Origin of the sequence: Conexibacter woesei Iso977N, assembly GCF_000424625.1 — a bacterium.
GTDB lineage: Bacteria > Actinomycetota > Thermoleophilia > Solirubrobacterales > Solirubrobacteraceae > Baekduia > Baekduia woesei_A.
The window spans coordinates 266596-292771 of record NZ_AUKG01000001.1 but is presented as its reverse complement, the minus strand read 5'-3'; the positions used below and the strand labels follow the sequence as shown (position 1 = coordinate 292771).

Genomic DNA, 26176 nt, shown 5'->3' with positions numbered 1-26176 from the left:
ACCTTTCGCCGCGTGGATTCTTGCTCCTGCCGCTCAGGGTGAGGCGGGGCGTAATTCTCGTAGCGCTTGACTCAGCTGACCGGTGGACGCTAACCGGCGAGCGCCCTCGGCGAATAGCGACCGGTTGCCCGCGGGAGCGTCGTCACCGAACTGCAGAGCGAAGACGTGTCGGCCCAACTTGAGCGCTTGGCGACCGGCGTTCAGGGTGCCCCCGCGCTCGCCAGCCTCTACTACGACCAGCGCGCGGCCGAGCGCGCAGATGACGCCGTTGCGTGTCATGGCAGCGCCGGCGGTCCATCGCTGGGAGGGCGGGAACTGCGAGAGGACGAGGACGCGCTCGGGATCAAGACCGACGTTGTCGAAGACGCGCTTAGGCCGGAAATGAAGAATCCCTTCGGCGAGAACGATTACGGTGCCGGCGCCAGACTCGAGCGCGGCGAGGTGGGTGACGGTGTCGACGCCTTTGGCGTAGCCCGAGATGACGTGCATGCCCTGAAGCGCAGCCTCGCGCCCGCAAGCTCGGGCGGCATCTAAACCTCGCTCGGTTGCGTTGCGTGATCCGCACATACCGACACCGGGCTCTTGGAGAAGGACGGTCGAACCCCACGCGAAGAGGTAGACAGGCGGGGTCGGCAAGTCGTTCAGGGCTGCGGGCCAGTCGGGGTCGATTGGCAACAGCATGCGCACGTTGCGCTGGTCGAGATTCTCAGCAAGCTCACGTAGCCGAGCGCGCTGCTCCTCTTCGAGCTCGTCCCAGAGTCGGCTACCGCGGCCGTCGCGAAGGGCCTCACGGGCATGGCGTTGCCCGACAGCGGTCAGCGCGAGGCGACGCAGGCCGTAGTCGGTGGTCAAAGGGCGGTGGTGGGAGCCCGGCATAGGCTGGGCGGAGGGCATATTAGGGAGCGTAGGGACACGGACGGACGAAAGGGCGAACATATGTTCGGAGGCACCTAGCCGCTGAGCTTTCGGGCAATCACCAGACCGGCGCAGTTCTTCGCGCCAGCCGCGATCGCCGCGCTGGCGAGGGCATACAGCGAACTGCCGGTGTCGTAGACGTCGTCGAAGATCACCACGCTCATGTCGTCGAGCCGCGTGTCGACGTCGTACTGCCGCTTGACCGCGTGGTTCTTGGCGGCTCGACCTCCTTGGACCCGGGCGCGACCTATGTACACCGGGATCTTGAGTCCGTGTTCCAGATCGGCAGCGATGTCGTTCGAGAAAGTGCCCCTGCTTGACGGTACGGCGACCACTGCGTCCGCGACTGCGAGGCGCGGGTCGCTTTCGAGTTCCTTTAGAAGCAGACCGACGAGGTTCGCTTGAGCGTCCTCTTGGCTGCGAGGAGATTCAGGGTGGTATTTGGCGCGGTTGAGAAGCACGCCGATGTCGGCCCGCGCACGATGTCGGCGGTGGCCTAAATCTTGGTCTGCCTCATGCGAGTAATCGCCAAGGGCGACGATCACTCTGAGCAGCGCATCTGCGCCGTCCTCCTCGACGATGACATTCACGGCGCGGCGGATTCATGGCGGTCTGGCCAGGTCGAATCTACGTACTCGCGGAGTTCGCGATACGAGGACTCCAGTTCGGCGAAGTCGCTCTCGTCTCCCCACCAGTGGTGCTCGTTGTGGTGAATGTGGAAGCGGCCCCAGTCGCCGTCCCACTCGGGGTCTCGGTCGGTTCCGCTAAGCCGAAACTCCTCGGGGTTGTTATAGACATAGGTTCCAGGCAACGGAACGAATCGGAAGAGCGAGACCCGGTCGACCGAGGGCGCTAGCTCATCGAGCAGGCTCATCGTCTCCGCCGTCGAGGCTCGGTTTTCACCCGGGTAGCCGTGGATGACGAACAGCTTCACGCCGATGTCTGCCGCTCGCGCGTCGGCGACGGCGCGTCGGATCACATCGGGGCTGACCTTGCCGCCTTTATTCATCAACTCAAGCATCCGGGCGCTGCCCGACTCCATGCCGAACTTCAGCTCGATGCAGCCGGCGGACCGCATCGTTGCGAGCAACTCTGGGGTGACGGTGTCGACTCGCGACAGCGCAGACCAGCGAAGGTCGAGCGGCGTGATCGCCGCGCAAATCTCAGCGACCTTCTTGCGGTTGACAATAAAGTTGTCATCGACAATCGCAAATCCCTCGATGGCGTAACGCTCTTGGAGCTGTTCGAGTTCGGCGCGTGCGCTGGCGCCTGATCTGTACTGAATGATGGTTCTCGCGGCCGCGCAGAACCGGCAGGGGAACGGGCAGCCGCGGCTGAACATGACGTGTGCCATGCGCAGATCGGTATCGGCTAGACGGTCGGTCATCACGACTGCGTCGTCGGGCAGCAGGTGGCGCGACGGGAGCGGGAGATCGCTGATGTCTTTGCTGACTGAGCGGTTACCGGTCTGGTATGTGGTTCCGTCGGTGGCCCGGAGGCATAGACCGGCGACCTCGCTAAGTCGATCCGGGGCGTGGCGCCGGTCGATACATTCCAGAAGCGCGGCCTCGCCCTCACCGACGCCGACGGCATGGACGCCGAAGTCCGCGAGGGTCTGTTCGGGGTAGAAGTTTGCGTGAACTCCTCCGGCGAGAAGCAGCGCGTCGGGCCTCAGTGAGGCGGTGCGGCGCGCACGCAGCATCACGCCATACGTCGCCGACGAGGAGATCGAGAATCCCACGACGTCGAAGCCCTTGAGGTTGACGTCGGGTGCGTCTTCTTGGATCCGCATAAGGACGACTTCGTGCCCGGCCTCTTCTGCGACGGCCGCGAGGTACAACGGGCCAAAGGGCGGGAATTCGCGGCGACCCTCGCGAAAGCGCGCCAAGTCGTAGACCTCGGGATAAAGGATGGCGATACGGGCCGGATCGGAATGAAGAGAGGCCAGCGGTGACATCACCCTGAATTGGTAAAGCATCGATCGGACGGTCCCGAACTGTCTTCTGCCACCGATCCACGATTCTCGTATGTCCCTTGTAATGGCGCGAAAGCCGGCAACGCCGTGCAGTCGTGCTGACCGTGTTGAACGAATCGTCAAAAGGCATCGCTTCCTACGACATGTCGGTCAGGCTGCGGCCAGTACGGGGCCTCGCTCTCGCGTGACTCCTCGGGGCACCAAAATGCGGCACTCTGTGGCCACTTATGGCAACGGACTCAGGGTCTTCGTCGTCACCTCGACCTCGGCAACGCGCGCGTCGTCGTGTCAGCAAGTCAGACGTGGCCGCGGGCGGCCTGGCGGACCAGCTCACCGAGCACCTGGGCGGCCTGACCGTGCCGTATCTCTTCGTCGGTGCTGGGTTGTCGATCCGCTACACGGGTGCGGAGAGCTGGCCCGCGTTGCTTCGTCTTTTCGCGGAGCCGCTGAGTAAGCCATACGAGTACTACGCCTCGACCGCCGACGGCGACCTCCCTCGGCTTGCAACGCTGCTGGCGAACGACTTTCACGAGATGTGGTGGTCCGATCCTCGGTACGAGGAAAGCCGGGCTGCCAATGCCGAACTCATCGTGGCTCGCGACTCGGCCTTGAAGGTTGAGATCAGCGCGCACCTCGCCAAGGCTGTCGATCGTCTGCCTACGGAAGGCGAACTTGCCAAGGAGATCGAGTTGCTGAAGGCGGCGGTGATCGACGGCATCATCACCACGAACTTCGATCCGGTTCTCGAGCACGTGCGGCCCGACCTGCATCCGTACGTCGGTCAAGACGAACTGCTGTTCTCTGACCCGCAGGGCATCGGCGAGATCTACAAGATCCACGGCTCATTTGAACAGCCGAATTCCCTGGTACTGACCGCCGAGGATTACGCTCGATTCGACGAGCGCAATCCATACCTCGCTGCGAAGCTGCTCACGATCTTCGTCGAGCATCCCGTGATCTTCTTGGGCTACTCACTGACAGATCGCAACGTCCAGCGGGTCCTCGTCGACATCGCGCGGTGTCTGACCGACGATCGCATTCAGGACTTGCGGGATCGCTTGCTCTTCGTTGAGTGGAAGCCGGGGGCTACGCCAGCTATGGCGTCCACCGTCATCTCGGCGGAAGGATTCGCTATCCCAGTCCAGAGCATCGTGGTTCCGGACTTCCGCGAGGTGTTCACCGCGCTGGGGACGGTCAAGCGCCGGATCCCCGCACGGCTCCTTCGGCACTTGCGCAAAGAGATCTACGAACTCGTGAAAACCAGTGAGCCCACGGCCCGGGCGTACGTCGAGGAACTCGAGCCTTCCGCGGATCCGTCGAGCGTCGAGGTCTACGCGGGCATCGGCGCGATTGCCAAGCTGACGACGTCGTACGTGGGTCTCAATCGTGCCGACCTGCTCGACGACGTCCTTGACGACAGAGGCTACGACCCTTCCCGGGTTGTCTTGGAGGCGTTGCCGAATCCACGCCTAGGAAGCAAGACCACCATGTTGCCGGTCTACAAGTACCTCCGTGGCGCTGACCTTCTTCACGCCGACGGTCGCGTCGCTGATGAGGCGCAGCTGCCTCCTCGGGTCGTCGATCGGGTCGAGGCGCGCGAGACCTTGCTTAAAGGCCTGGGCTCGTACAGGCAGCGGGCGGAGCGGAACCTGAAGGGGGTTGCGTCGTTTGCGGCGTTGGTCGAGGCCTGCTCGGCGGACGATGTCCTTTACTACCTGCCGTTCCTGGACGAAGATGTGATCGAGCTTGACGGGCTCCGCAACTTCTTGGTCGCGAACCGCGAGTCGTTCGACACCGATCGTCAGCCGGTCTCGTCGCAGTGGGCAAAGGCAGTCTGTCTCTACGACTGGCTGCGATACGGGCGCGGTCTGTAGCGGCGGGGATGGTGGCCCGAATCGCAATCAATCCGCGGTGATCTGGGCACATATCGCGGAATAAAGGCACTAGTGCCTTTACGCGACCTCGAAATCGGCCGGCAGCCACACACCCCGTGAACGACGAAACCCCCGCGGTAGCAGGGGTTTCATCCGAGTGGAGCTAGGGGGACTCGAACCCCCGACCTCCTGGGTGCGATCCAGGCGCTCTCCCAACTGAGCTATAGCCCCGAGGTGGAAGGGCGATTGTAGCTGGGAAGTCGTGGTGGACGCCTTGCGGACATACGCCCGCGCGCGGGTACGCTGCGGCGCGGGAGATGTCGAACCTTGCACCAAGCGGTGATCTGGGGGATCGCTTCAGCTCCGCGCGCGCGAGGCTGGGCAGCTTCCGCACGCGCCTGCGGCTGTTCTTCCTGCTGATCGTCATCGTCCCGATGGTCGCCGTGACCTTCGTGGTCTTCCGGCTGATCGCGGACTCCGAGAACGGCCAGGCGGACGCCCGCGTCGCAGCACGGCAGGAGACCGCGATCTCGCAGTACTACGCCGCCCGCGGCGAGGCCGACCGGATCGCCGCCCGGATCGGGCGCGACCCCAGGCTCGCGCAGGCGCTGCGCTCCAACGACCCGCAACGCGTACAACAAGAGGCGGAGCGGCTGCTGAAGGCGACCGACGCCAAGCGCATCGTCCTCTCCCAGGACGCCGAGCCCCTCGCCGACGCCGGCAACCCCCGCGCCTCGTTCCCGGCGACGCGCTCGCTCGTCGCCGACGGCCGCCCGGTCGCGGACCTCCAGGTCTCCGTCAAGGACGCCCAGGTCTATGCCAACGAGGTCAAGCGCGCCACCGGCCTGGAGGCCATCGTCACCCGCGCGGGCGCGACGATCGCCAGCACCATCTCGAGCACTCCGAAAAGCCCGGACCTCCCGCAGCACGCCGGGACCACGTCCATCAACAACACCGACTACCGCTCCGCCTCCTTCACCGCTCCGGGCTTCAACGACCAACCCCTGCAGGTCGCCGTCCTGGAGCCCCGCTCGCTGACCAACGACGACATCGCCCGCGGCCGCCTCGTCGCGGGCGTGGTCCTGCTGGGCTTCGCGCTGCTCGCGCTCGTCGCCGCGGTCGTCGTGTCGCGCAGCCTCAACCGCCAGGTCGACGGCTTCCTCGCGGCGGCCCGCCGCCTCGGCGCCGGCGACTTCTCCTCCAAGATCCCGACGTCGGGCACCGACCAGTTCGCCCAGCTCGGCGACGAGTTCAACAACATGTCGGAGCAGCTCGAGCAGCGCCTCGAGGAGCTCTCCCAGGAACGCGTCCGCCTGGAGCTCAGCCTCCGTCGCATCGGCGAGACGTTCGCCTCCAACCTGGACCGCGACGCGCTCCTGGAGATCGTCGTGCGCACCGCGGTCGACGCGGTCGCCGCCCAGGGCGGCCAGGCGTTCATGGACGGCCGCCCGCTGACGGCCGTCGGCGCGCCCACCCGCCCCGCGGCCGCCGCCGACGAGGTCGAGCGCCTCGTCCTGCGCACCGGACAGCCGGCGTTCGCCGACGTCGAGGGCGCGCACGCGCTGGCCCATCCGCTCCGGCAGGGCCCCGCGGCCGGCCCGGAGGCGGACGCGATCGCCGGCGCGATCTGCGTCTGGCGCGTCGGCAAGCCGTTCTCCAACCGCGAGCGCGAGCTGTTCCACTACCTCGCGGGCCAGGCGGCGGTCAGCGTCGAGAACGTCGGCCTGCACGAGACCGTCAACCGCCAGGCGGTCACCGACGAGCTCACCGGCCTCTCCAACCGCCGCCGCTTCCAGGAGACGATGGCGACCGAGGTCGAGCGCGCGAAGCGCTTCGACTCCCAGCTCGGCCTGGTGATGCTCGACATCGACGACTTCAAGGCCGTCAACGACACCTGGGGCCACCAGATGGGCGACGTCGTCCTGCGCGAGGTCGCCCGGATCCTGCGGGCCTCCTCGCGTGAGATCGACGAGCCCGCGCGCTACGGCGGCGAGGAGCTGGCAGTCGTCCTGCCGGGCACCGACCTGGAGGGCGCCCACCAGCTGGCCGAGCGCGTCCGGGAGGGCATCGAGGCGCTGCGGCTCCCGATCCTCGGCGACGACGCCGCCGAGCCGCTGCGCGTGACCGCGTCGTTCGGGGCGGCCGCGCTGCCGGTGTCGGCCGAGGACGTCCGCGGCCTGATCGCCGCCGCCGACGAGGCGCTCTACCAGGCCAAGCGCGCCGGGAAGAACCGCACGGTCTCCGCGGGCTAACGCCGCCTTCGCCCTCCGGCGGCAGGGCTCGTTACGCTAAAGCGACCATGGGCCTGTTGGATGACGCCATCCGGGAGCATCTCGAGCTGAAGCGCCGCCGTGGGGCGGACCCCAGCGAGATCGAGCGCGAGGAATCCGAGGCGCTCGGTCCGGTCCGGCGCGAGGCGCCCGGCGCCGACTCCGGCGCTGCTGCGGCGGTCGCGGAGGATCACGGCGGTTCGTTCGCGGACCATCACGATGGTGCGGGCCTGGACGAGCCGGCCGGGGCCTACGACGACGAGTTCGGCTTCGACGACGCGCCCGCCGCACCCGCCGCGGAGCACGCCGTGCCCTCCGACCCGCCCGCGACCCACGACGCGCCGTTCGCCGAGCGCGAGGACGAGTCGTCCACGCCGCCGCACGGCGATCCCTACCAGGCCACGCGCGAGTTCTCGGCCACCGAGCTGGGCGAGGCGCTCGGTCACCACGAGACGTCCGCGCCGCCCCACGGCGACCCGGTCGCGCCGCCGCCGGCCGCGCCCGCGGCGCACGACGCGGTCCCGGCCGACGAGGACCCGGAGCCGGACGCCGACGACGAGCTCCAGGACACCCCGGACTTCCTGCAGGAGACCCCGGAGCACGACAGGCTCTGGTTCGAGCAGAAGCCGCCCAAGGACTTCGACTTCTGAGCACCGCGCGGCCGCTGACCTGGCTCGACGTCTTCACGTCGACACCCCTTGCCGGGAACGGGTTGGCGGTCATCCACGACGCCGACGGGCTCGACGACGCGACGATGGTCGCCGTCGCCCGCGAGACCGCGCAGTCGGAGACCACGTTCGTCCAGCGCCCGACCGCCGACGGCGCCGACTACCGCAACCGCATCTACACCCAGGTCGAGGAGATCCGGTTCGCCGGGCATCCCTCGCTGGGGACCGCGGTCGCCGTCGCGCACGCGCGCGGGGAGCGCGAGGCGCGGTACCTGCAGCAGACGATCGCGGGGATCCAGCCGGTCGAGGTGGAGTTCGCGAGCGACAGCGTGGCGCGCGCCTCGATGCTCCAGGAGCCGAGCGAGTTCGGCGCGCCCGTCGACCCGCTGCCGGTCCTCGGCGCGCTCGGCCTCGGCCCCGCCGACGCGCACCCGGACCTGCCGGTGCAGCCGGTCAGCACCGGGATCTTCCACCTGATGGTCCCGCTCCGCGACCACGTTGCGCTGCAGCGCATCCGGCCCAACCTGCAGCGCGTGGAGTCGCTCGAGGACCGGACCTCGACGATGGTGTTGTACGCCTTCGTGTGCGAGGGCGACGAGGGCGGCGACGGGCTCGTCCACGCGCGCGGGTTCTTCGCCGAGCGCTCGTACGTCCTGGAGGATCCGGCGACCGGCAGCGCCGCCGGGCCGCTGTGCGCGTACCTGCACCACCACGCCGGCCGCCCGGCGGCGACGATCGCCCAGGGCGTCGACATGGGCCGCCCGTCCCGGCTGGAGACCGCTGTGGCCGGGGATCGCGTGCAGGTCGCGGGGGACTGCGTGGTCCTGATGGACGGCGCGATCCGGCTGTAGCCGGGTCGTCCGGGCGTCCGGGTCGTCCAGACGTCCAGTTCCGGCCGCATGCGTTGAGGGTCCCTCAGCGGCGGGCCGAAGAAGTCCGTGACACAGGCAGCGCGCCGGCATCGGGGAACAGTCCCGGCGCGCTACGCCCTCCGGAGACGGAGGACGAAGGACGCCGCGGACGCGCCGGAACGCCACCTCAGCCCCGGCGCGTCCGCGTTCTTTCCTGTCGCTCGCGTGGGGCGCCGCTTTGGACCGCCGGTCGGTACCGCGGGGGCCTGTGGCAGCGGAACCTTCCGGGGTGTCCGCCACTGCCGCCGAGTCGCCGCGCGTCGCGATCGTGCTTCCGGGCGGGGGCGCGCGCGGGGCCTACGAGGTGGGCGCGCTGTCGGTCCTGCTGCCGCTGCTGGAGGCGCGCGGCGAGCGGCCGGTGATCCTGTGCGGGACGAGCGTCGGCGCGATCAACGCGACGGCGCTGGGCGCGGTGGCCGACCGGCCGGCCGACGAGGCGGTCGAGGTGTTGCTGGCGCAGTGGCGCGGGATGCGCAAGGGCGACGTGATCAAGCCGCTGGTCGGGCCGGGGCTGGGGTGGACCGCGCTGCGGATGCTCGGCGAGGCGCTGGAGGTCCCGGGCGTCCGGCTGGCGGGGCTGCTGGACCCGGCGCCGCTGCGGAGGTCGCTGGACCGGTGGGTCGACTGGGACGCGCTGCACCGCAACGTCCGGACGGGGCTGATCGAGTCGGCGTGCGTGGTCGCGACGTCGCTGGCGCGGTCCGGGCCGGTGGCGTTCGTGGACAGCGTGCGGCGCGTGCCGGCGTCGCGGCCCGCGGACCCGCTGCAGTACGTGCCGGCGGTGCTGGACGGCGAGCACGTCCGGGCGAGCGCGGCGATCCCGGTGCTGTTCCCGCCGGTCGAGGTGGAGCACCCGGCGCCGATGGCGGGGCACTACGTCGATGGGGGCACGCGGCTGAACGCGCCCGTTGCGCCGGCGCTGGCGCTGGGGGCCGACCGAGTTGTCGTCATCGGGTTCCAGCCGTTCCAGTCGCGGCTCGATCCCGTTGTTGGTGGTGTTGGGGCGCCGCGCCTGGCGGACGTGGCGGCGAACATCCTGGACGGGCTGCTGGTCGACCAAGTTGTGGATGATCTCCACCGCCTGGCGACGATCAACTCCTTCATCGTGGACGCGCCGCCGGGGCGGGGCGCGGCGGACGCGTACCGCGCGGCGCGGGGACGCAAGCCCTACAAGAAGATCTCCTACGCGTTGGTCGCGCCCGAGCGCCGCGGCGAGCTGGCGGCGATCGCCGACGACGTGTTCGATCGTCGCTACTCGGGGGTGAAGGGCTGGCTCCGGCCGGACTACCCCTTCATGTCGCGGTTGCTCGGCGGGGGCCGCTCGCCGTCGCGCGGCGAGTTGTTGTCGTTCCTGCTCTTCGACGAGGAGCACGTCGAGCGGCTGATCGACCTCGGCCGCCGCGACGCCCGCCGCTGGCTGGACCGCCATCCCTCCGTCTGGTGCTCCGACGCAGCCCACGACTTCGACATCGACACCTCCGCCATCGCCCACCTCCGCGAACGCGAAGCCCTCGACGAGTGGCGCACCCTCCGCCGCCGCTGACACCCGTTTCCGAGCTACACTCCCAGCCCTTGGGGCCATAGCTCAGCTGGGAGAGCGCCTGCTTTGCAAGCAGGAGGTCGTCGGTTCGATCCCGTCTGGCTCCATCCCTCGGTTCACGCGGTATCGAGACGCCGAGGAAGCGCCACCCGTCGCGTCCGCGGCCACACTTCCACCGCCGCCATCGCTTGGTGTACCGGCGCGTGGTCGAGCCAGCGCTTCAGGCGGTTGGTGGTCTCCGCCGGCGCCGCGGGGCGTCAGGTCGTCTGCGACGACATCAGCGACCTCGGGACGAGGGGGATGTCGGTGATGAGCCAGTGGCCGCCGGTGCGGATGAGGTGCCAGCTGCGGCCGTCCGGGAACGTCAGGGTGGCGTGGGTGCCGTCGGTCGTGACCCGGCGGAACTTGAACGTGCCGGCCTCGTCGATGGCCGGCGGCTGGTCGGCCGGGTCGCCGAACGTGTCGGAGGTGATCAGCTGGGGGCAGGGCCTGCCGTCCAGCGCCGGGTTGCCGGCGGCGAGCTGGGACCTCCAGTGGTCGCGCGCAGCGGGGGTCAGCAGGCCGCACAACGTCTTCGCGTCGGCCTGTTCGTAGGCGTTGATCAGGTCCGCGGCGACCTGCGTGAGCGCCGCGCGCTCGGCCGCGGACGCGGTGTGCTCCGCGGGTGCTGTGGTCGTGGTGGTGTGCTGCGCCTTGCCGCCGCACCCGGCGAGTGCGACGACGCAGAGAACGATGCCGAACGGTCGAGGAATGCGCGGCACGGTATCGGCGACGAGCTCCCGGCGCAGGATGCGCGTGCTTGCGGGTGGAAGGCCGAACCTCCACACTGCGTTGCATGACGCAACTTGCGGAGGTGTCGGGGCGGAACCGGAGGTTCGCCGAGGAGGGTGGGTATGAGGGCGCGGTGGTGGTGCCGCGGTTGAGGGTGGCGGTGATCGCTTGTCTGGATCCGCGGGTGGATCCCGCGCATGTGCTGGGGCTGGAGTTGAGTGAGGCGATCGTCATCCGGAACGTCGGTGGGCGCGTGACCGACGAGGTGGTGCGGGAGTTGGTGTTCTTGGGGGTGCTCGCCGACACGCTGATGCCCGGCGGCGAGGGGCCGCTGTTCGAGATCGCGGTCATGCACCACACGCAGTGCGGCGCCGGCGCGCTGGCGGATGCGGGGTTCCGGGCGCGGTATGCGGAGCGGATCGGTGTGGAGGATCCGGACGCGCTGCGCGAGGGGGCGGTCGTCGATCCGGTGGAGACGGTCGCCGCTGATGTCGGGAAGCTGCTCGGTGCACCGCAGCTCAAGGGGCGGCACCCGATCTCCGGGCATGTCTACGACGTCACGACCGGGTTGGTCACGACGGTCTGCGATGAGTCCGCGGTCGTCGCTCCGTCTTAGGCGGCATGAGCGACGACAACAAGGTCAAGGGTCCGGCGAGCTACTTCCCGTCGATCGAGAGGAAGTACGGGCGCCCGGTCTCCGAGTGGCAGGAGCTGGTGGCTGCCACCGGCATCACCAAGCACATGGAGATGGTCGCGTGGTTGAAGGACACGCACAACATGGGCCATGGGCATGCCAACGCGATCGTCGCGGACCTGCGGGCGAAGCAGGCGGCCTGATCACCAGACGTCGCCTTCGCGCCAGTCGGCCATGAGCGGCTCGTCCAGCTGCAGCGGCGGGCCCGACGGCAGCGGTAGCACGTAGATGGCTCCGTCCTCCTCCGCGGTGCGGACGACACCCGAAGGCGTCAGCGCCCACGACGGCCCGCGCCAGCGCTGCCAGCCGCGCGCCGTGTAGAACGGAACGGCCTCATCGCTCGCGCCCAGGGCACCCAGGTCGTAGGCCCCCGCGATGATCTCCTCGATCGAGGACATCAACAACGTCCCGACCCCCGACCTGCGGTGCGACGCCCGCACCGCCACGGCCTCCACGTACCCCGCGCGCAACGCGTGGCCGCCGTGGACCAGGCGCCGCTGGATCACCGACGCGTGCCCGACCAGATCGCCATCGACGACCGCCAACGCGTGGATCCCACCCAAGGCATGCTCCCAGTCGGACTCCTCGAGGTCGTCCGGGAACACCTCGTACAACAACTCCCGCGCGGCGGCCAAGGTCGCCGCGTCCAGCTCCGCCGTGTGCGCGACCCGGACCTCCACAGCGCTAGCCGTGTCGCGTGATCGCCAGCGACACCGGCAGGCCGGCGGCGCCGTCGATCTCCTCCGCCACGACCTCGTCGTCGGCCAACGTCGACAGCCGCCGCGCGAACGCCGAGGCGACCCGCTGCGCGTGCGCCTTGGCCTCCTCGGCCCGCTCGCCCATGAACAGCTCGTCCACGGTCCCGGTCCACAGCACCAGCCAGCGCTCGAAGTGCGGCCCGCGCAGCCCCGCCTTGCGGTGCAGCGACACGTGCGGCGCGAACGCGCCGCCGCCGTAGGACCTCGTGCCGAGCAGCATCGTCTCCCAGAACGACGTGATCACCGGGACGTGCTCCTCCAGGTCCAACCTGGCCACGTCGGTGAACAGGAACCCGATCATCGGGTCGGTCATCGCCTTGCCGTAGAACGAGCGGACCAGCCGTTCGCAGTCCGCGCGGGTCTGGATGTCGCGGGGGTCGTTCGGCAGCACGCCTCTACTTTAGGCGGCGCGCGGGACCAGCGGGCGCGCCGGGCGCGGCGGGAAGCGCCAGCCGCGGCGCACGCGGCCACCGCCGCCACGCGCGTGCGTCGCCAGCAGCGCGACCACGTCGCGCGTCGGCTCGAACGGGTCGGCAACGACCCGCCCGTCGCGCAGCGAGATCGCCGCGATCGCGCGGTCGTCGCGCAGGGCCAGCAGCGCCGGGCGGACGACCGGGCGCTCGGCGGAGGAGTCGAGTGCGGACAACCGCTCCAACAACGCGTCGTCGTCGGGGCGGGCGGGGCGGAGGGAGATCGAGGAGGTCATGACCATCATGTTGCTCGTAAGGCCCCCGCGCCACATCGGGAGGACGGTGCACATCACCCCTTACGCGCACCCGCGACCCCCTTACGCGTGCGTGGCGGCCGCTCCCGAAGCCGCATGGCACGCGTGCGCGAGCGCGAACAGCAGCCGCTCGCCACGCTCGGCGATCTCCTCGTGCTCGTCGAACTCCACGACCAGCCGGTGCTCGCGGCACACGTCCAGCGGGACGCCCGAGAACGCGCGCATCCTGCGCCCGATCTCGTAGCCCGTCGACCCCGTGCCCCGGACGTCGATCAGCAGCCGCGCCGGCCCGCGCCGCGTCGCGTGCGCGTCGTCGAGCACCGCGACCCCCGGCAGCCGCGCGATCCGCGCCCGCAGGAGCGCCAGCGAGGCGGCCCGGCCGCCGATGGAGAACCGCTCGGTCGTCGTCGTCATGCCTCCTAGGCGTGATCGCGCGGCGAACGATGGGCGCCCCGCGGTGAACGCCGTTCCCCCGAACCTGCCCAACCCTGCCCAGCGCGCGGTCAATCGAGCGCTGCGGCGCGCGACTCGAGGTAGCGGCGCTCGGGCAGCGACGTCGTCCGCCGGGCCGCCGCGCGGTACAGCTCGCGCGCGGCCCGCGGGGATCCCGCGCGCTCCAGGAGGTGCGCCCGGACCGCGTCCGCGCGGTGCGTCGCCTCGCCCAGGCGCGAGTCCAGGTCGCGCTCGTCCAGGAACGCCAGCGCGGCGCGCGGGCCGTCGACCTCGGCCACCGCGACGGCGTGGTTGAGCGACACGATGGGGTTGCCCGGGAGCAACCGCTCCAACAACCTGTACAAGGCGAGGATCTGCGGCCAGTCGGTCTCGTCGGCCGCGCGCGCCTCCGCGTGCAGCGCCGCGATCGCCGCCTGCACCTGGTAGGGCCCGAGCGGCGTGGCGCGCAGCGCGTCCTCGATCAGCGCCAGGCCCTCGGCGATCTCCGCGTGGTTCCACGCCATGCGGTCCTGCTCGGCGAGCGGGATCAGGTCGCCGCCGCTCGTCGCGCGCGCGGCGCGGCGCGCGTCGGTCAGGAGCATCAACGACAACAAGCCCGTGACCTCGCCGTCGCCGGGCAGCAGCGCGTGGACCATCCGGGTCAGGCGGATCGCCTCGGTCGTCAGCTCCGCGCGCGCGAGCACGTCGCCCGACGACGCCATGTAGCCCTCGTTGAACATCAGGTACAGCACATGGAGCACGACGCCCATGCGCTCGGCGGTGTCGTCGTCGGTCAGCGCGAAGCGCGCGCCCGCTCTCCTCAGCGTCGCCTTGGCGCGCGAGATCCGCTGCGCCATCGTCGCCTCCGGGACCAGGAACGCCGCCGCGACCTGCGCGGTCGTCAGACCCCCGACCGCGCGCAGCGTCAGCGCCAGCTGCGACGGCGCCGACAGCGACGGGTCGCAGCAGAGCAGCAACACCAACAACGAGTCGTCCTCGTCCGGCGGCGCGTCGAGCGCGTCGGCGGTCGGCTCCGCCACGAGCCGCTCGCCCTCCACGAACACCGCGTCCTCGCGGTGCCTGCGCGCCGAGTCGGCGCGGAACCCGTCGACCAGCCGCCGCGAGGCGACCGTCAGCAGCCACGCGAACGGCTCGTCCGGAACTCCGGATTCCGGCCACTGCAGCGCCGCGGCCAGCAGCGCCTCCTGGACCGCGTCCTCGCACGCGTCGAACTGCCCGTGGCGCCGCACCAGCGCGCCGAGGACCCGCGGCGCCAGCGCGCGCAGCAGCTCCTCGGTCGCGCCGGACGGCGACGCGGTGCTCACATCTCCTCGCCACCGCCGGACATCAGCGGCCGGACCTCCAGCGGCGTGAAGCGCGCGCTCGGCCAGCGCCGCGCGATCTCGCAGGCGCGCTCGAACGAGTCGCACTCGACCATCAGGTAGCCGCCGAAGTGCTCCTTGGCCTCGGCCAGCGGCCCGTCGGTGACGGCGGGAACGCCGTCGACGACCCGGACCGAGCGCGTCTGCGCCGGATCGGCCAGCGCCTCGCCGCCGAGGTACTCGCCCGAGTCCCTCAGCTCGGCCATCAGGGCCTCCATGTCGCCCATCAGCGCGGCGCCCTCCGGCCCCGTGAAGAGCTCCCGGGACTGCGCGTTGTCATAGATCATGATCATGTATCGCATGGCAGGGAGTCGGAGCCGCGGGGCGGTTCTCGACATCCCTGCGCACGCTATCGCCCGGTCCGCTAGGAGGCGACCGCGGGCCCGTCGCCGGAGAGGTCGAGGATGCCCTCCTCGTCCCACGTGAACTTGCCGGCCAGGACGTCCTGGGCCACGGCGTAGGCCGCGTCGTCGTCGTTGTCGAAGAGGTCGCCGAACAGCGCGTCGGCGCGGCGGCGCGCCTGCTTGCAGAACAGGTCGGCCAGCGCGAACGCCTCCTCGGCGCGGCCCGGCTGCTCGCGCCGGATCGTGTCGGCGTAGACGACGGCCGACGAGATCGCGAACAGCTCGGCGCCGATGTCGACGATCCGGCCCAGCACCGTCTGCTTGCGCTCCAGCTTGGCCTGCCAGCGGCCCATCGCGTAGAACGTCGACCGCGCCATCTTGCGCGACGCGCGCTCGACGTACCGGAGGTGCGTGCCGAGCGCGTCGAACTCGCCGAACGACCCCGGCTTCATGCCCTCGCCGACCGCGAGCTGCGGCAGCCACTTGGCGTAGAACTGCGCCGCGCCGACCGCGGCCTTGGCCTTGTCGCCCAGCGCGACCTCGGGCTCCAGGATGTCGCCGGCGACCGCGAGGTGCTGGTCGACCGCCTCGCGCGCGATCAGCAGGTGCATGATCTCGGTCGAGCCCTCGAAGATGCGGTTGATCCGCATGTCGCGCAGCATCATCTCGGCCGGGACCGGCCGCTCGCCGCGCGCCTTCAGCGACTCGGCGGTCTCGTAGCCGCGGCCGCCGCGGATCTGGATCAGCTCGTCGACGACCTTCCAGCCGATCTCCGACCCGTACAACTTGCCGATCGCAGCCTCGATCCGGATGTCGCGCTGCTTGTCGTCGGCCATCCGCGAGGCCACGTCGAGCATCGCCTCCAGGCCGAACGACGACGCCGCGATGAACGCGATCTTCTGCGCGACCGCGTCGTGCTTGCCGACCGGCTGGCCCCACTGGACGCGCTCGGCGGCCCACTCGCGCGCGTACTTCGTCGCGGCCTTCGTGGTCCCGAGGCAGATCGCCGGCAGCGCCAGGCGCCCGGTGTTGAGCGTCGTCAGCGCGATCTTCAGGCCCTGGCCCTCCTTGCCGATCAGGTTCTCGGCCGGGACGTGGACGTCCTTCAACAACGTCACGGAGTTCTCGATCCCGCGCAGCCCCATGAACTGGTTGCGGTGTGCGACGCTCACGCCGTCGGTGTTGTAGTCCAACACGAACGCGCTGATCCCGCCGCGGTGGCCGTCGCTCTTGGGGACCTTCGCCATCACGACGACGATGTCGGCGATCGCGCCGTTGGTCGCCCACAGCTTGGTCCCGTTCAACACATAGCCCTTGCCATCCGGCGTCGGCTCGGCGGTCGTGCCGACGCGCGCGGGGTCCGAGCCGACGTCGGGCTCGGTCAGCAGGAACGCGCTGATGTGGTCGGTCGCGACCTTCGGGAGCCACTCCTGCTTCTGCTCCTCGGAGCCGAAGTGCAGCAGCGGCTCGGCCACGCCGATCGACTGGTGGGCGCTGAGCAGCGCGCCGAGCGACGAGTGCACGGAGCCGACGAGCGTCAGCGCTCGGTTGTAGTACACCTGCGAGAGGCCAAGGCCTCCGTATTGCTTCGGGACCTTCATCCCGAGCGCGCCGAGCCTCTTGAGGCCCTCGATCACCTCGTCGGGGATCCTCGCGTCGCGCTCGATCAGCAGCGGGTCGACGTGCTCGCTCAGGAAGGTGCGCAAGTCCTTCAGGAACGCCTCGCCCTCCTCCACGCGCGCGGGGTCGAGCCTCGGCTGGGGATGGATCAGGTCGAGCTGCAGGTGGCCGAGGAACAGCTGCTTGCCGAACGAGGGCAGGTTCCACTCGCTCTCACGCGCATCCTCGGCGACCTGTCGTGCTTCGCGTTCGCTGACGTCGGTTGCGGCCATGGGCCAGGGGCTACCCGGCTACGCGGCGCTGACCACCTGGTCAGGAACGACCTGGCCCGGCTCCACCACCGCCGCCGCGACGTCCAGCGCCGCGCACTCGGCCAGGAACGACCCGGCCGGATCGTCGACCTGGGCGTAGACCGGCGGGTTGTTGAGGGCGTCGTAGTGGATCGGGATCGCCAGCCCGGCCTGCAGGACGTAGGCCGCGGCGGCCGCCTCGGCGGGGGAGAGGCAGGCGTTGCGCGGCGAGGCCGGCTGGCGGTGGGGCAGCGTGACGACCGGCCCGTTGGCGGGCAGGAACGCGTAGTCGATCGGCCCGCCCGCGCGCATCTTGGCGCGCCACCACCAGCCGTGGAAGAGCGTGTCGCCGCCGTGGAAGACCCGGACGCCGTCGGCCTCGACGATCCAGGACACCTGGACGTCGCCGAACCCGTCGGCCGCGGGGATCGCCGTGCACGTGAACGCGCCGGCCGTGACGGTCTCCCACTCGCGGACGACCTGCTGGCGGACGTCGAGCTGCACGAGGCGCTTCTCGGCCTCCAGCTCGCCCGCGACCTCCAGGAACGGGCCGCTGTCGGCGGCCGGCCGCAGCAGGCGGCCCTTGGGCGAGAGCGCGGCGGCGATCGCGTCGGCGTCGGTGTGGTCCTGGTGCAGGTGGGTGACGAGCGCCAGGCGCGCGGCGCCGGGGCGCGAGGGCCCGGGCAGCGCGGTGTGCGCTTCGCCCATGCGCTCGCGCATCGGCTCCGTGGAGGTCAACAGGTCGATGACGGCGACGTCGCCGCTCTCCGACTCCAGCTCGAGGCCGGCCCAACCGAGGCGTGTGATCTTCATGCGCCAGCACTTAACTACCGGTCGTTCGCTATGTCAATAGCGACCGGTCGATCGGTAAGCTGACGTCTGTCATGCCCCGCCGCTCCGCCGCCGACGCCGCGCTGACCCGCGCGTCGATCATCGACCGCTCGGTCGCCGTCGCGTCCGTCGAGGGGCTGGAGGGCCTGACGATCGGGCGCCTGGCGACCGACCTGGACATGTCGAAGGCCGGCGTGATCGGGCACTTCGGCACCAAGGAGGAGCTGCAGCTGGCCGCGCTCTCGGCCGCGCGCGCCGTCTACAAGCGCGAGGTCTGGGACCGCGCCGCGGCGGTCGCGCCGGAGCCCGGGCGCAAGCGCCTGCTGGCGATCGCCGACGCGTGGATGTCCTACCTGGCCCGCGACGTCTTCCCCGGCGGCTGCTTCATCACCGCCGCCTCGTGCGAGTTCGACGACCGTCCCGGCCGCGTGCGCGAGGCGATCCGCGCCCAGCACGAGGAGTGGCTGCGCGTCCTGGCGCGCGAGGCGCAGGCCGCGATCGCCGCCGGCGACCTTCCGCGCGGGACCCGCGCCGACGACGTCGCGTTCACGATGAACGCGATCGCGATGGGCACCAACCAGGCGCGTCACCTGGCCCAGGACCCGGACGCGCCGAGCCGCGGCTGGCGCGCGATGCGCACGCTCCTGCACGCCCCACGGGCGCGCCGGCGTTTCGCCTAGCGACAGCGACTGCGCGCCGCCCGCCTGCTCCGGCGGACGGCGGCAGCGTGATGTTCTGCGTCCCTAGAGGGGACGGACGCCGACGGCCTTCGGGCCCTTGGCCCCGGCCTCGGTGCTGTACTCCACGCGCGCGCCCTCGGCGAGCGTGCGGAAGCCGTCCGCCTCGATGTCGCTGTGATGGACGAAGAGGTCCTTGCCGGACTCGTCCGGCGTGATGAACCCGAACCCCTTCTCATCGCTGAACCACTTCACGACGCCCTGTGCCATGTGCTGCAACTCCCCATGTTGTACTTGTGCTGCGGACGCTGAGGGAGCCACTGCGGACCTACCACCTGCGACGCCAACACGCTGCTCTGGAGCCCGGAATCGGGCCTTTCGCGCGGCACCGTAGCAACCCTCAGCGCCGGTGGGAAGGGTTTCCCACCGGCCCAGGGGGTATCTGCACTCAGGCTGCGAGGAGCCGTTCGGCCACGCGATCGGTCGCGTCGCCGTGCCCGCCGACCAGCCGGCGGGTCAACTGGGCGCGCCGGAAGTACAGCGGCGCGTCGTGCTCCCACGTCGCGCCGATGCCGCCGTGCACGTTGATGTTGGACCGTGCCGCGAAGTCCAGCGCGGCCCCGGCGGCGCTGCGCGCGGCGCTCGCGGCGAGCGCGAACTCCTCCGGCGCGGAGTCCCGCGCCCAGCCCGCGTAGAACAGCAGCGAGCGCGAGTTCTCCAGGCGCCGGAGCACCTCGGTGAGCTCGTGCTTGACCGCCTGGTAGCTGCCGATCGCGCGCCCGAACGTGAACCGCTCCTTGGCGTACTGGACGCTCATCGCCAGCGTCGTCTGGACGGTCCCGACCGCCTCGGCGGCGATCAGGGCCTGCGCGACGTACCAGGCGTCGGCTGCGACGCCGGCGTCGACAGCAAGGCGTACGCCTTGCGCGTTCTCCAGCGTCACGTGCGCCAGCGCGCGGGTGACGTCGTAGCGGACGACCTGCTCGACGGTGACGCCCTCGGCGCCGGCCTCGACCGCCGCGACCGTGCCGTCCACGCCGACGACGATCAGCAGATCGGCGCCGGGCGCGTCGGGGACGAACGCGGCGCGGCCGGTCACGCGGACCGTGTCGCCGTCGCCCTCGATGACGGGCGCGGTGGGGCGGGCGGCGCCCGGACCGTCCACGGTCCAGTTGGCCTCCAGGTCGCCCGGCGGCCGCGTGGGGATCCACACCGGTCGCAGCTCGCCGGCCGCGACCGCGGCGCAGCGCTCGTCGCCGGAGGCGTCGAGGATCGACGTCGCCGGCAACAACCCCAACAACGGGACCGGCGCCAGGACACGCCCGGTCTCCTCGGCCACGAGCATCGCGTCGAAGACGCCGAGGCCCGCGCCGCCGTGCTCCTCGGAGATCAGCAGCCCGGCCCAGCCGGCCTCGCGCGCGGCGGGCCAGAGGTCGGGCAGCTCGCCCAGCCCGTTGTCGAGCGCCTCGCGCGCCGCCTCGATCACCCTGAAGCGCGCCAGCGTCCCGCGGGCGGCCTCGCGCAGGAACTCCTGCTCGTCGGTCAGTGAGAGGTCCATCTAAGCCACCGCCTCCTTCTCCTTGGCGCGGAGCTCGGAGAACGGGATCCCCTTGTCCAGCCGCGGCTCCGGCGGCAGGCCGAGCACCCGCTCGCCGATCGTGTTGCGCAGGATCTGCTCGGTCCCGCCCGCGGACTTCAGCCCCGGCAGGAACGAGATCATGTAGGCCCACTCCGAGTCCTCGTCCAACGCGTCCGGGCCGAGGACGTCGGCGATCAGGTCGCCCGCGGCGATCGCCGCGTTGACCGTCGTCACCTTCGCCAGCCCGGACTCCGGCCCCGGGATCTGGCCCTGCTGCAGCGCGCTGAGCGTGCGGTAGCTGCCGAAGCGCAGCGCGAGCAGGTCGGTGCCGATCTCGCCCAGCGTCTTGCGCACCGCCTTGTCCCTGGCCGCGACCGGGTCGGACGCCAGCGCGCGGGCGAAGCGGTCGGCGTTGTAGCCGAAGCCCTCCGAGCCCAGGCCGATCGTCAGCCGCTCGAACATCAGGACGGTCAGCGCGGTGCCCCAGCCGTTGTCGACGCCGCCGACCACGTTCTCGGCCGGGATCCTGACGTCGTCGAAGAAGACCTCGTTGAACTCGGCCTCGCCGCTGATCTGCCGCAGACCGCGGGTGGTCACGCCCGGCGCGTTCATGTCCACGATGAACAGGGTCATGCCCTTGTGCTTCGGGACGTCCGGGTTGGTGCGCGCGAGCAGCAGGCCGTAGGACGAGAACTGCGCGTTCGTGGTCCAGACCTTCTGGCCGTTGAGCACGAACGAGCCGTCGTCCTGCACGACCGCGCGCGCCTGGACGGCGGCCAGGTCGGAGCCGGCGGCGGGCTCGCTGAAGAGCTGGCACCAGACCTCGTCGCCGTGCAGCAGCGGGCCGAGGTAGCGCGTCTTCTGCTCGTCGGTGCCGTGCGCGATCAGGCACGGGCCGAGCATGCCGAGGCCGATGACGTCGAGGATCCCCGGCACCTGCGCGCGCCCGAGCTCCTGGTTGACGATGACCTGCTCCAGCGGCCCGAGGCCCTGGCCGCCGAACTCCTGCGGCCACGTGACGCCGGCCAGCCCGCCCTCGGCCAGCCTGCCCTGCCACGCGCGCCGCGCCGCCAGGTAGGACTCGTCCTCGGCCCCGGCGCGCGTCGAACGCGCCGCGGGCGCCTCGGCCCTGTGCTGCTCGAGCCAACCCCGGACCTTCTCGCGGTACGCGGCCTGCTCGGGCGTGTCGTTGAGATCCACGCTCTCTCGCTCCTCCTGAGTTGGCTGACCAGCCAGTCGATTGGAGCGCGGACCTTACGGCACCGCCGTTGTCTCCGCGAGCGTTAGGCGAGCGCGACCTGGTCGCGGCCCGCGCCCTTGGCGCGGTAGAGCGCCTGGTCGGCGCGCTCGAGCAGGTCGCCGATCGCCTCGGAGCCGTTCCAGGACGCGACGCCGGCCGAGCAGGTCTGGCCGCCCGGCGTGACGCTGCGGAGGCGGTCGATCAGCGTGCCGGCGTCGGCCGACGCGCAGCCCGGCAGGACCACCACGAACTCCTCGCCGCCGAAGCGGGCGAGCACGTCGCCGGAGCGCAGCGTCTCGCTCCACGCGGCGCACGCGCCCTTCAGCAGCGTGTCGCCCGCGGAGTGGCCGTGGGTGTCGTTGTAGTTCTTGAAGTGGTCGAGGTCGAGCACGGCGACCGAGACCGCGGCGCCGTCGCGGCGCGCGTTGAGCAGCGCCAGGTGCAGCTCGTCGTCGAGCGCGCGGCGGTTCAGGACGCCGGTCAGCGCGTCGGTCCGCGACTGCTCGGCCAGGCGCGCGAACAGCGCGGTCCGGGCGAACGCGGTCGACGCCTCGTGGGCGAGCAGGCCGAGCAGGCGCTCGGTGCGCTCGCCGAGCACCGGGCGGTGCTCGCGCCAGAGGACCGACAGGACGCCGAGGCAGCGGCCGTCGACCATGATCGGCTGCATGACCGTCGAGCGCATGCCGTGCTCGGCGGCGACCGTCCAGCCCTCGGCGGCGGTGTCGGCGGTGAAGCGCATCGCGCGGGCGCGGTGGGCCTCGCGCGCCAGCGACTTGGTCTCGTGCTCGATCCGGATGCCGTTCCAGGCCGGGTCGGTCGCGCCGGTGACGCTCAGGACGCCGTCGCCGTCGGCGACCAACAGCATCGCCTCGGCGCCGGAGGCGACCTTGACCGCGGCGTGGCAGAGCTGGTCGCGCAGCTCGGCGTCGTCGAGGCCGCGGGCCAGGCGCGAGGTGACCTCGGCCAGCGCGGCCAGGCCCTCGGTCTCCTGGGCGCGCTCGGTCCGGCGCTCGACGCGCTCGGTGATGTCGCGCAGGAAGATGTTGAAGCGGATGCCGTCCGGGCCCGGGGTCGCGCCGATCGACAGCTCGACCGGGAACGTGGAGGCGTCGCGGTGGCGGACCGTGAACTCGGCCGGCTCGTGCGGGATGCCGTCGATGCCGTGCGTGCGCTCGGCCGTCGCGAGGTTGGCGAGGTGCTGCTCGCGGTCGGCGAGCGGCAGGATCACGTCGACCGCGCGCAGCCCGACGAGCGCGTCGCGGTCCCACCCGAGCAGGCGCTCGCAGCGGGCGTTGATCTCCAGGATGGTGGACTCGGCGTCGCAGCGCAGGAACGCGTCGGGCGAGTGCTCCAGGACCGCGCGCAGCTCGGCGTGGCGCTCGGCGGCGGCGATCGTCTGGCGGCGCACCTCGACGTGCGCGGACACGGCGGCGGCGAGCGTGCGCAGCGTCTGGCGCCCGGCGTCGTCGAGCGTCCGCGGCGTCGGGTCGATCACGCACAGCGTGCCGATCGCGTGGCCGTCGGCGGTCCGGACCGGCGCGCCCGCGTAGAAGCCGACACGGCCGCCGGTGACCAGCGGGTTGTCGGCGAAGTCGGGGTCGGCCGCGGCGTCGTCGATCACCCACGGGTCGGTGTCGGCGGCGATCGTGTGCGCGCAGAACGCGATGTCGCGCGGGTCCTGGTCGCCGTGCACGAGCCCGACGCCGGCCTTCGTCCACTGGCGGTCGGCGTCGATCAGGCTGATCGCCGCGATCGGCGTGCCCAGCAGCGACGCGGCCAGCTCGGCCAGCGCCTGGTAGGCGGGGTCGGCCTCCGAGTCCAGGAGGTTCAGCCGGCGCAGGGCCGCGAGGCGCTCGGCCTCGTTGGGCGGGATCGGAGGCAGGATCGCCATCGATCCGGGATGTCGGCATCCCGACTCCCGGCTGAACCCGGAACTGGACGTTCAGCCGATGGCGCGGAAGCCGCGGTCGAACAGCTTCTCGGCCTGTCCGCCGATGTCGGGCGAGTGCAGCAGGACGACGCCGAGGCGGCGGCCGTTGCGCTCGACGGCGGCGACCAGGCACCTGCCCGCCGCGTCGGTGAAGCCGGTCTTGATCCCGAGCGTGCCCGGGTAGTTGTCCTTCAACAGCGGGTTGTGGTTGTACAAGTACAACCTGCCGCCCTTGATCGGGAACGGCAGGACCGCGCTGCGGTGCCTGACGATCGTCGCGACGCGCCTGTTGTCGAGGATCGCGCGGGCCTCGACCGCGAGGTCGGCGGCGCACGAGTGGTTGCCGGCGTCGGTGAAGCCGCTCGGCGTCGAGTAGTGCGTGCACGTCAGGCCCATCTGATGCGCGCGCTCGTTCATCATCGCGACGAACCTCGGGACGGTCCTGGCGGTGCGCTGGGCCAGCGCGATCGCCGCGTCGTTGCCGGACGGCAGCAGCAACCCGTACAACATCGCGGAGAGCCCGACCCACTTGCCCTTGGGCAGCACGCCGACGCCGGAGCCCTGGTAGGCCAGCGCCTCCTTGGTCACCTTGACCTTGGCGCCCTGCCTGACGTTGTCGGTGACGACCAGCGCGGTCATCATCTTGGTCACCGAGGCGATCGGCAGGATCCGGGTCGGGTCCTTGCGCCACAGGATCTTCCCGGTGTCGAGGTCGAACAGCAGGCCGGCGCGGGGCTGCCTGCCGAACCTGATCTGGACCGGGTCGGGCTGGCCGGTGGTGAGCTGGAGCGTCAGCGGGCTCGTGCCCGGCGACGCGGCGACGGGGCCGTTGGAGACCTGGAGCGGCTCCCGGGGCACGCCGTTGCCCCTGGTGGTCGGGGTCGACCCGTTGGTCCCGCAGCCGGCGGCGAGCGCGGCGAGCGCCGCGGCGAGCAACGCAAGGACTATGACAACGGAACGGCGTCGCATCGGCGCGTCAGGCGGTCGTCGCCGCGTAGGTGTCGTTGCGGCGGTGCGCGAACGCCCGGATCGCCAGGAGCCCGAACGCGAACCCGCCGATGTGGGCGAAGTACGCGACCCCGCCGCCGCTGTTGCCCGGCGTCGTCAGGCCGAGCGCGCCGAGCAGCAGCTGCTCGCCGAACCAGATCACCAGGAACCACATGGCCGGGATCTCGATCAGCGTGAAGAACAGGATGATGATCACGGCCGTCAGGACGCGCGCCCGCGGGTAGAGCAGGATGTAGCCGCCGAGCACCGCGGCGATCGCGCCCGACGCGCCGATTGTCGGGACGGCCGAGTTCGGGTCGACCACGGTCTGCAGCGCCAGCGCGGCCAGGCCACCGAGCAGGTAGAAGATGATGAACTTGATCCGGCCCATCGAGTCCTCGACGTTGTTGCCGAAGATCCACAGGAACAGCATGTTGCCGCCGAGGTGCACGATCGAGCCGTGCATGAACATCGACGTGAACGCGGTCACGAGCAGCGACGGCTGGCCGGAGATGTCGCCGCACGCGATGTTCTGGCCCTGGGCGACGCACTGCTGGCCGGAGTGCGAGATCTCGTAGGGGATCCAGCCGTAGTCGATGACGCCGGAGTCCGGCGGCGCGCTGAGGATCCCACCCCTCTGCAGCACGAAGTAGACGAGCGTGTTGATGACGATCAGCGCGACCGTGACGATCGGGAAGCGCGTCGTCGGGATGTTGTCCTTAAGCGGGAACAACGGCCGGTCGTGAGGCTCGCGGGCTACCCGGCGGCGGCTGCGGCCAGCGGGCCGGTGCCCGGCTGGGGCTGCGGGACGTGCTCGTCGGCGTGGTACGAGGAGCGCACGAGCGGGCCGGCGGCGACGTGGTCGAAGCCCATCGCCATCCCGGCGGCGGCGAGCGCGTCGAACTCCTCGGGCGCCCAGTAGCGGACGAGCGGCAGGTGGTTCTCGGTCGGGCGCAGGTACTGGCCGATCGTGATGACCTGGACGCCCTTCTCGCGCAGCTGGCCGAGCGCGTCGACGATCTCGTCGTGCGTCTCGCTCAGGCCGACCATCATCCCCGACTTGGTCGTGACGGCCTCGCCGCCCATCTCCTTCGCGGTCTCCAGGACGCGCAGCGAGCGCTCCCAGGTCGAGCCGCGGCGGGCGATCGGGTAGAGGCGCGGGACGACCTCGACGTTGTGGTTGAAGACGTCCGGGCGCTCGGCGATGACCTTGGCCAGCGGCATGTCGAGGCCCTGGAAGTCCGGCGTCAGGATCTCGATCTTCGTGTTCGGCGACTGGCGCCGGATCTGGCGGATCACGCCGACGAACGCGTGCGCGCCCTTGTCGGGCATGTCGTCGCGGTCGACGCTCGTGATGACCGCGTGGCGCAGGCCCATCCGGGCGACCTGGCGGGCGACGCGCGCGGGCTCCAGCGGGTCGTTCCAGGTCGGCTTGCCGGTCTTGACGTGGCAGAACCCGCAGCGGCGCGTGCAGGTGTCGCCGAGGATCATGAACGTCGCGGTGCCGCGCTCCCAGCAGTCGCCGATGTTCGGGCAGGCCGCCTCCTGGCACACCGTGTGCAGGTTGTCGTCGGCGATCTTGGCCTTCAGCTCGCGGTAGCGCGGGCCACCCGGCATCGGGACCTTGAACCACTTCGGCTTGCGCGCCTTGATGTCCAGGACATCCGGGCCCAGGACGGTGAGCACGTCCATCCCGCCGGGGTTCGAGCGCGAGCGCGTCTTGTGCTCACGACGGGGCGTCTGCGGTTCTGCGGCCATCGCCGC

27 protein-coding genes and 2 tRNA genes are annotated in these 26176 nt (G+C 70.9%); 9 read left to right on the top strand and 20 right to left on the bottom strand.

The window, feature by feature from the left end; genetic code table 11:
• Positions 1 to 33: 33 nt before the first annotated feature.
• From H030_RS36055 to H030_RS0101495, 3 genes are all read right to left on the bottom strand, one after another.
• Complete coding sequence (locus H030_RS36055; RefSeq protein WP_196808954.1) at positions 34 to 852, bottom strand: DNA-processing protein DprA; 819 nt, start codon at positions 850 to 852, stop codon at positions 34 to 36.
• Between the two features lie 98 nt (positions 853 to 950).
• Entirely contained in the window at positions 951 to 1505 is a 555-nt protein-coding gene (locus H030_RS0101500; protein ID WP_027004805.1) for a phosphoribosyltransferase, read from the bottom strand.
• Positions 1502 to 2893 carry a B12-binding domain-containing radical SAM protein gene (locus H030_RS0101495; protein WP_027004804.1) on the bottom strand — a complete coding sequence of 464 codons (1392 nt, stop codon included), beginning with the start codon at positions 2891 to 2893 and terminating at the stop codon, positions 1502 to 1504. Before H030_RS0101495 ends, H030_RS0101500 begins: the two co-directional genes overlap by 4 nt.
• A 299-nt stretch (positions 2894 to 3192) precedes the next feature.
• Between H030_RS0101495 and H030_RS28445 the strand changes: the two genes are divergently transcribed.
• Positions 3193 to 4764 (top strand): SIR2 family protein, encoded by a 1572-nt coding sequence (locus H030_RS28445; protein ID WP_051221453.1) that lies wholly within the window; start codon positions 3193 to 3195, stop codon positions 4762 to 4764.
• Between the two features lie 158 nt (positions 4765 to 4922).
• Here H030_RS28445 and H030_RS0101485 read toward each other — a convergent pair.
• Positions 4923 to 4995, bottom strand: a tRNA-Ala gene (locus tag H030_RS0101485).
• 86 nt (positions 4996 to 5081) lie between these two features.
• Between H030_RS0101485 and H030_RS0101480 the strand changes: the two genes are divergently transcribed.
• The 5 genes from H030_RS0101480 (at position 5082) to H030_RS0101460 (ending at position 10260) form a co-directional block, all read left to right on the top strand.
• Positions 5082 to 7016 carry a GGDEF domain-containing protein gene (locus tag H030_RS0101480; protein ID WP_027004803.1) on the top strand — a complete coding sequence of 645 codons (1935 nt, stop codon included), beginning with the start codon at positions 5082 to 5084 and terminating at the stop codon, positions 7014 to 7016.
• A gap of 47 nt (positions 7017 to 7063) precedes the next feature.
• A complete protein-coding gene (locus tag H030_RS39965) occupies positions 7064 to 7684 on the top strand; it encodes a hypothetical protein (protein ID WP_027004802.1) in 621 nt (206 codons plus the stop codon).
• Complete coding sequence (locus tag H030_RS39960; RefSeq protein WP_155891768.1) at positions 7645 to 8553, top strand: PhzF family phenazine biosynthesis protein; 909 nt, start codon at positions 7645 to 7647, stop codon at positions 8551 to 8553. Before H030_RS39965 ends, H030_RS39960 begins: the two co-directional genes overlap by 40 nt.
• Positions 8554 to 8842: 289 nt before the next feature.
• The gene (locus tag H030_RS28440; RefSeq protein WP_035125721.1) at positions 8843 to 10156 is read left to right on the top strand and encodes a patatin-like phospholipase family protein; all 1314 of its coding nucleotides are present in this window, start codon (positions 8843 to 8845) and stop codon (positions 10154 to 10156) included.
• 31 nt (positions 10157 to 10187) lie between these two features.
• Positions 10188 to 10260 (top strand) — tRNA-Ala (locus tag H030_RS0101460).
• Positions 10261 to 10410: 150 nt separating this feature from the next.
• On the opposite strand, the gene H030_RS0101455 is transcribed toward H030_RS0101460, so the two are convergent.
• Positions 10411 to 10914: a hypothetical protein gene (locus H030_RS0101455; RefSeq protein WP_155891767.1), complete on the bottom strand. Its 504-nt coding sequence runs from the start codon at positions 10912 to 10914 to the stop codon at positions 10411 to 10413.
• 44 nt (positions 10915 to 10958) lie between these two features.
• Here H030_RS0101455 and H030_RS0101450 point away from each other — a divergent pair, with 44 nt between their 5' ends.
• Together H030_RS0101450 and H030_RS0101445 are read left to right on the top strand one after the other, a co-directional pair.
• Positions 10959 to 11540, top strand: a complete 582-nt coding sequence (locus tag H030_RS0101450; RefSeq protein WP_231398412.1) for a carbonic anhydrase — start codon at positions 10959 to 10961, stop codon at positions 11538 to 11540.
• 5 nt (positions 11541 to 11545) lie between these two features.
• Positions 11546 to 11761 carry a DUF4287 domain-containing protein gene (locus tag H030_RS0101445; protein ID WP_027004798.1) on the top strand — a complete coding sequence of 72 codons (216 nt, stop codon included), beginning with the start codon at positions 11546 to 11548 and terminating at the stop codon, positions 11759 to 11761.
• On the opposite strand, the gene H030_RS0101440 is transcribed toward H030_RS0101445, so the two are convergent.
• The 8 genes from H030_RS0101440 to H030_RS28425 form a co-directional block, all read right to left on the bottom strand.
• Positions 11762 to 12298 carry a GNAT family N-acetyltransferase gene (locus H030_RS0101440; protein WP_027004797.1) on the bottom strand — a complete coding sequence of 179 codons (537 nt, stop codon included), beginning with the start codon at positions 12296 to 12298 and terminating at the stop codon, positions 11762 to 11764.
• A 4-nt stretch (positions 12299 to 12302) separates the two neighbouring features.
• A complete protein-coding gene (locus tag H030_RS28435; protein ID WP_231398336.1) occupies positions 12303 to 12767 on the bottom strand; it encodes a group III truncated hemoglobin in 465 nt (154 codons plus the stop codon).
• A 9-nt stretch (positions 12768 to 12776) separates the two neighbouring features.
• The gene (locus H030_RS0101430) at positions 12777 to 13082 is read right to left on the bottom strand and encodes a hypothetical protein (protein ID WP_155891766.1); all 306 of its coding nucleotides are present in this window, start codon (positions 13080 to 13082) and stop codon (positions 12777 to 12779) included.
• An 81-nt stretch (positions 13083 to 13163) separates the two neighbouring features.
• Entirely contained in the window at positions 13164 to 13514 is a 351-nt protein-coding gene (locus tag H030_RS0101425) for a hypothetical protein (RefSeq protein WP_027004795.1), read from the bottom strand.
• 89 nt (positions 13515 to 13603) lie between these two features.
• Complete coding sequence (locus H030_RS0101420) at positions 13604 to 14857, bottom strand: RNA polymerase sigma factor (RefSeq protein ID WP_027004794.1); 1254 nt, start codon at positions 14855 to 14857, stop codon at positions 13604 to 13606.
• Positions 14854 to 15207 carry a YciI family protein gene (locus tag H030_RS0101415; protein ID WP_231398335.1) on the bottom strand — a complete coding sequence of 118 codons (354 nt, stop codon included), beginning with the start codon at positions 15205 to 15207 and terminating at the stop codon, positions 14854 to 14856. Before H030_RS0101415 ends, H030_RS0101420 begins: the two co-directional genes overlap by 4 nt.
• A gap of 71 nt (positions 15208 to 15278) precedes the next feature.
• Positions 15279 to 17150, bottom strand: a complete 1872-nt coding sequence (locus H030_RS28430) for an acyl-CoA dehydrogenase family protein (protein ID WP_051221448.1) — start codon at positions 17148 to 17150, stop codon at positions 15279 to 15281.
• 18 nt (positions 17151 to 17168) lie between these two features.
• Entirely contained in the window at positions 17169 to 17981 is an 813-nt protein-coding gene (locus H030_RS28425; protein WP_051221446.1) for an MBL fold metallo-hydrolase, read from the bottom strand.
• A 71-nt stretch (positions 17982 to 18052) separates the two neighbouring features.
• Here H030_RS28425 and H030_RS0101400 point away from each other — a divergent pair, with 71 nt between their 5' ends.
• Positions 18053 to 18679 (top strand): TetR/AcrR family transcriptional regulator, encoded by a 627-nt coding sequence (locus H030_RS0101400; RefSeq protein ID WP_027004792.1) that lies wholly within the window; start codon positions 18053 to 18055, stop codon positions 18677 to 18679.
• 63 nt (positions 18680 to 18742) lie between these two features.
• Here the strand turns inward: H030_RS0101400 and H030_RS0101395 are convergent, their stop codons facing one another.
• The 7 genes from H030_RS0101395 to lipA form a co-directional block, all read right to left on the bottom strand.
• Positions 18743 to 18946, bottom strand: coding sequence for a cold-shock protein (locus H030_RS0101395; RefSeq protein WP_027004791.1), 204 nt, complete (start codon positions 18944 to 18946; stop codon positions 18743 to 18745).
• A gap of 178 nt (positions 18947 to 19124) precedes the next feature.
• On the bottom strand, positions 19125 to 20234 hold the full coding sequence (locus H030_RS0101390; protein WP_027004790.1) for an acyl-CoA dehydrogenase family protein: 1110 nt from the start codon (positions 20232 to 20234) through the stop codon (positions 19125 to 19127).
• Entirely contained in the window at positions 20235 to 21455 is a 1221-nt protein-coding gene (locus tag H030_RS0101385; RefSeq protein WP_027004789.1) for an acyl-CoA dehydrogenase family protein, read from the bottom strand. It abuts the gene before it with no gap.
• Positions 21456 to 21538: 83 nt separating this feature from the next.
• Positions 21539 to 23386, bottom strand: a complete 1848-nt coding sequence (locus tag H030_RS36050; RefSeq protein WP_027004788.1) for a diguanylate cyclase — start codon at positions 23384 to 23386, stop codon at positions 21539 to 21541.
• Between the two features lie 51 nt (positions 23387 to 23437).
• Complete coding sequence (locus tag H030_RS28415; RefSeq protein WP_051221444.1) at positions 23438 to 24361, bottom strand: D-alanyl-D-alanine carboxypeptidase family protein; 924 nt, start codon at positions 24359 to 24361, stop codon at positions 23438 to 23440.
• A 40-nt stretch (positions 24362 to 24401) separates the two neighbouring features.
• Positions 24402 to 25145, bottom strand: coding sequence for a rhomboid family intramembrane serine protease (locus H030_RS0101370; RefSeq protein ID WP_027004787.1), 744 nt, complete (start codon positions 25143 to 25145; stop codon positions 24402 to 24404).
• 23 nt (positions 25146 to 25168) lie between these two features.
• On the bottom strand, positions 25169 to 26170 hold the full coding sequence (gene lipA / locus H030_RS0101365; RefSeq protein ID WP_027004786.1) for a lipoyl synthase: 1002 nt from the start codon (positions 26168 to 26170) through the stop codon (positions 25169 to 25171).
• Positions 26171 to 26176: the final 6 nt, after the last annotated feature.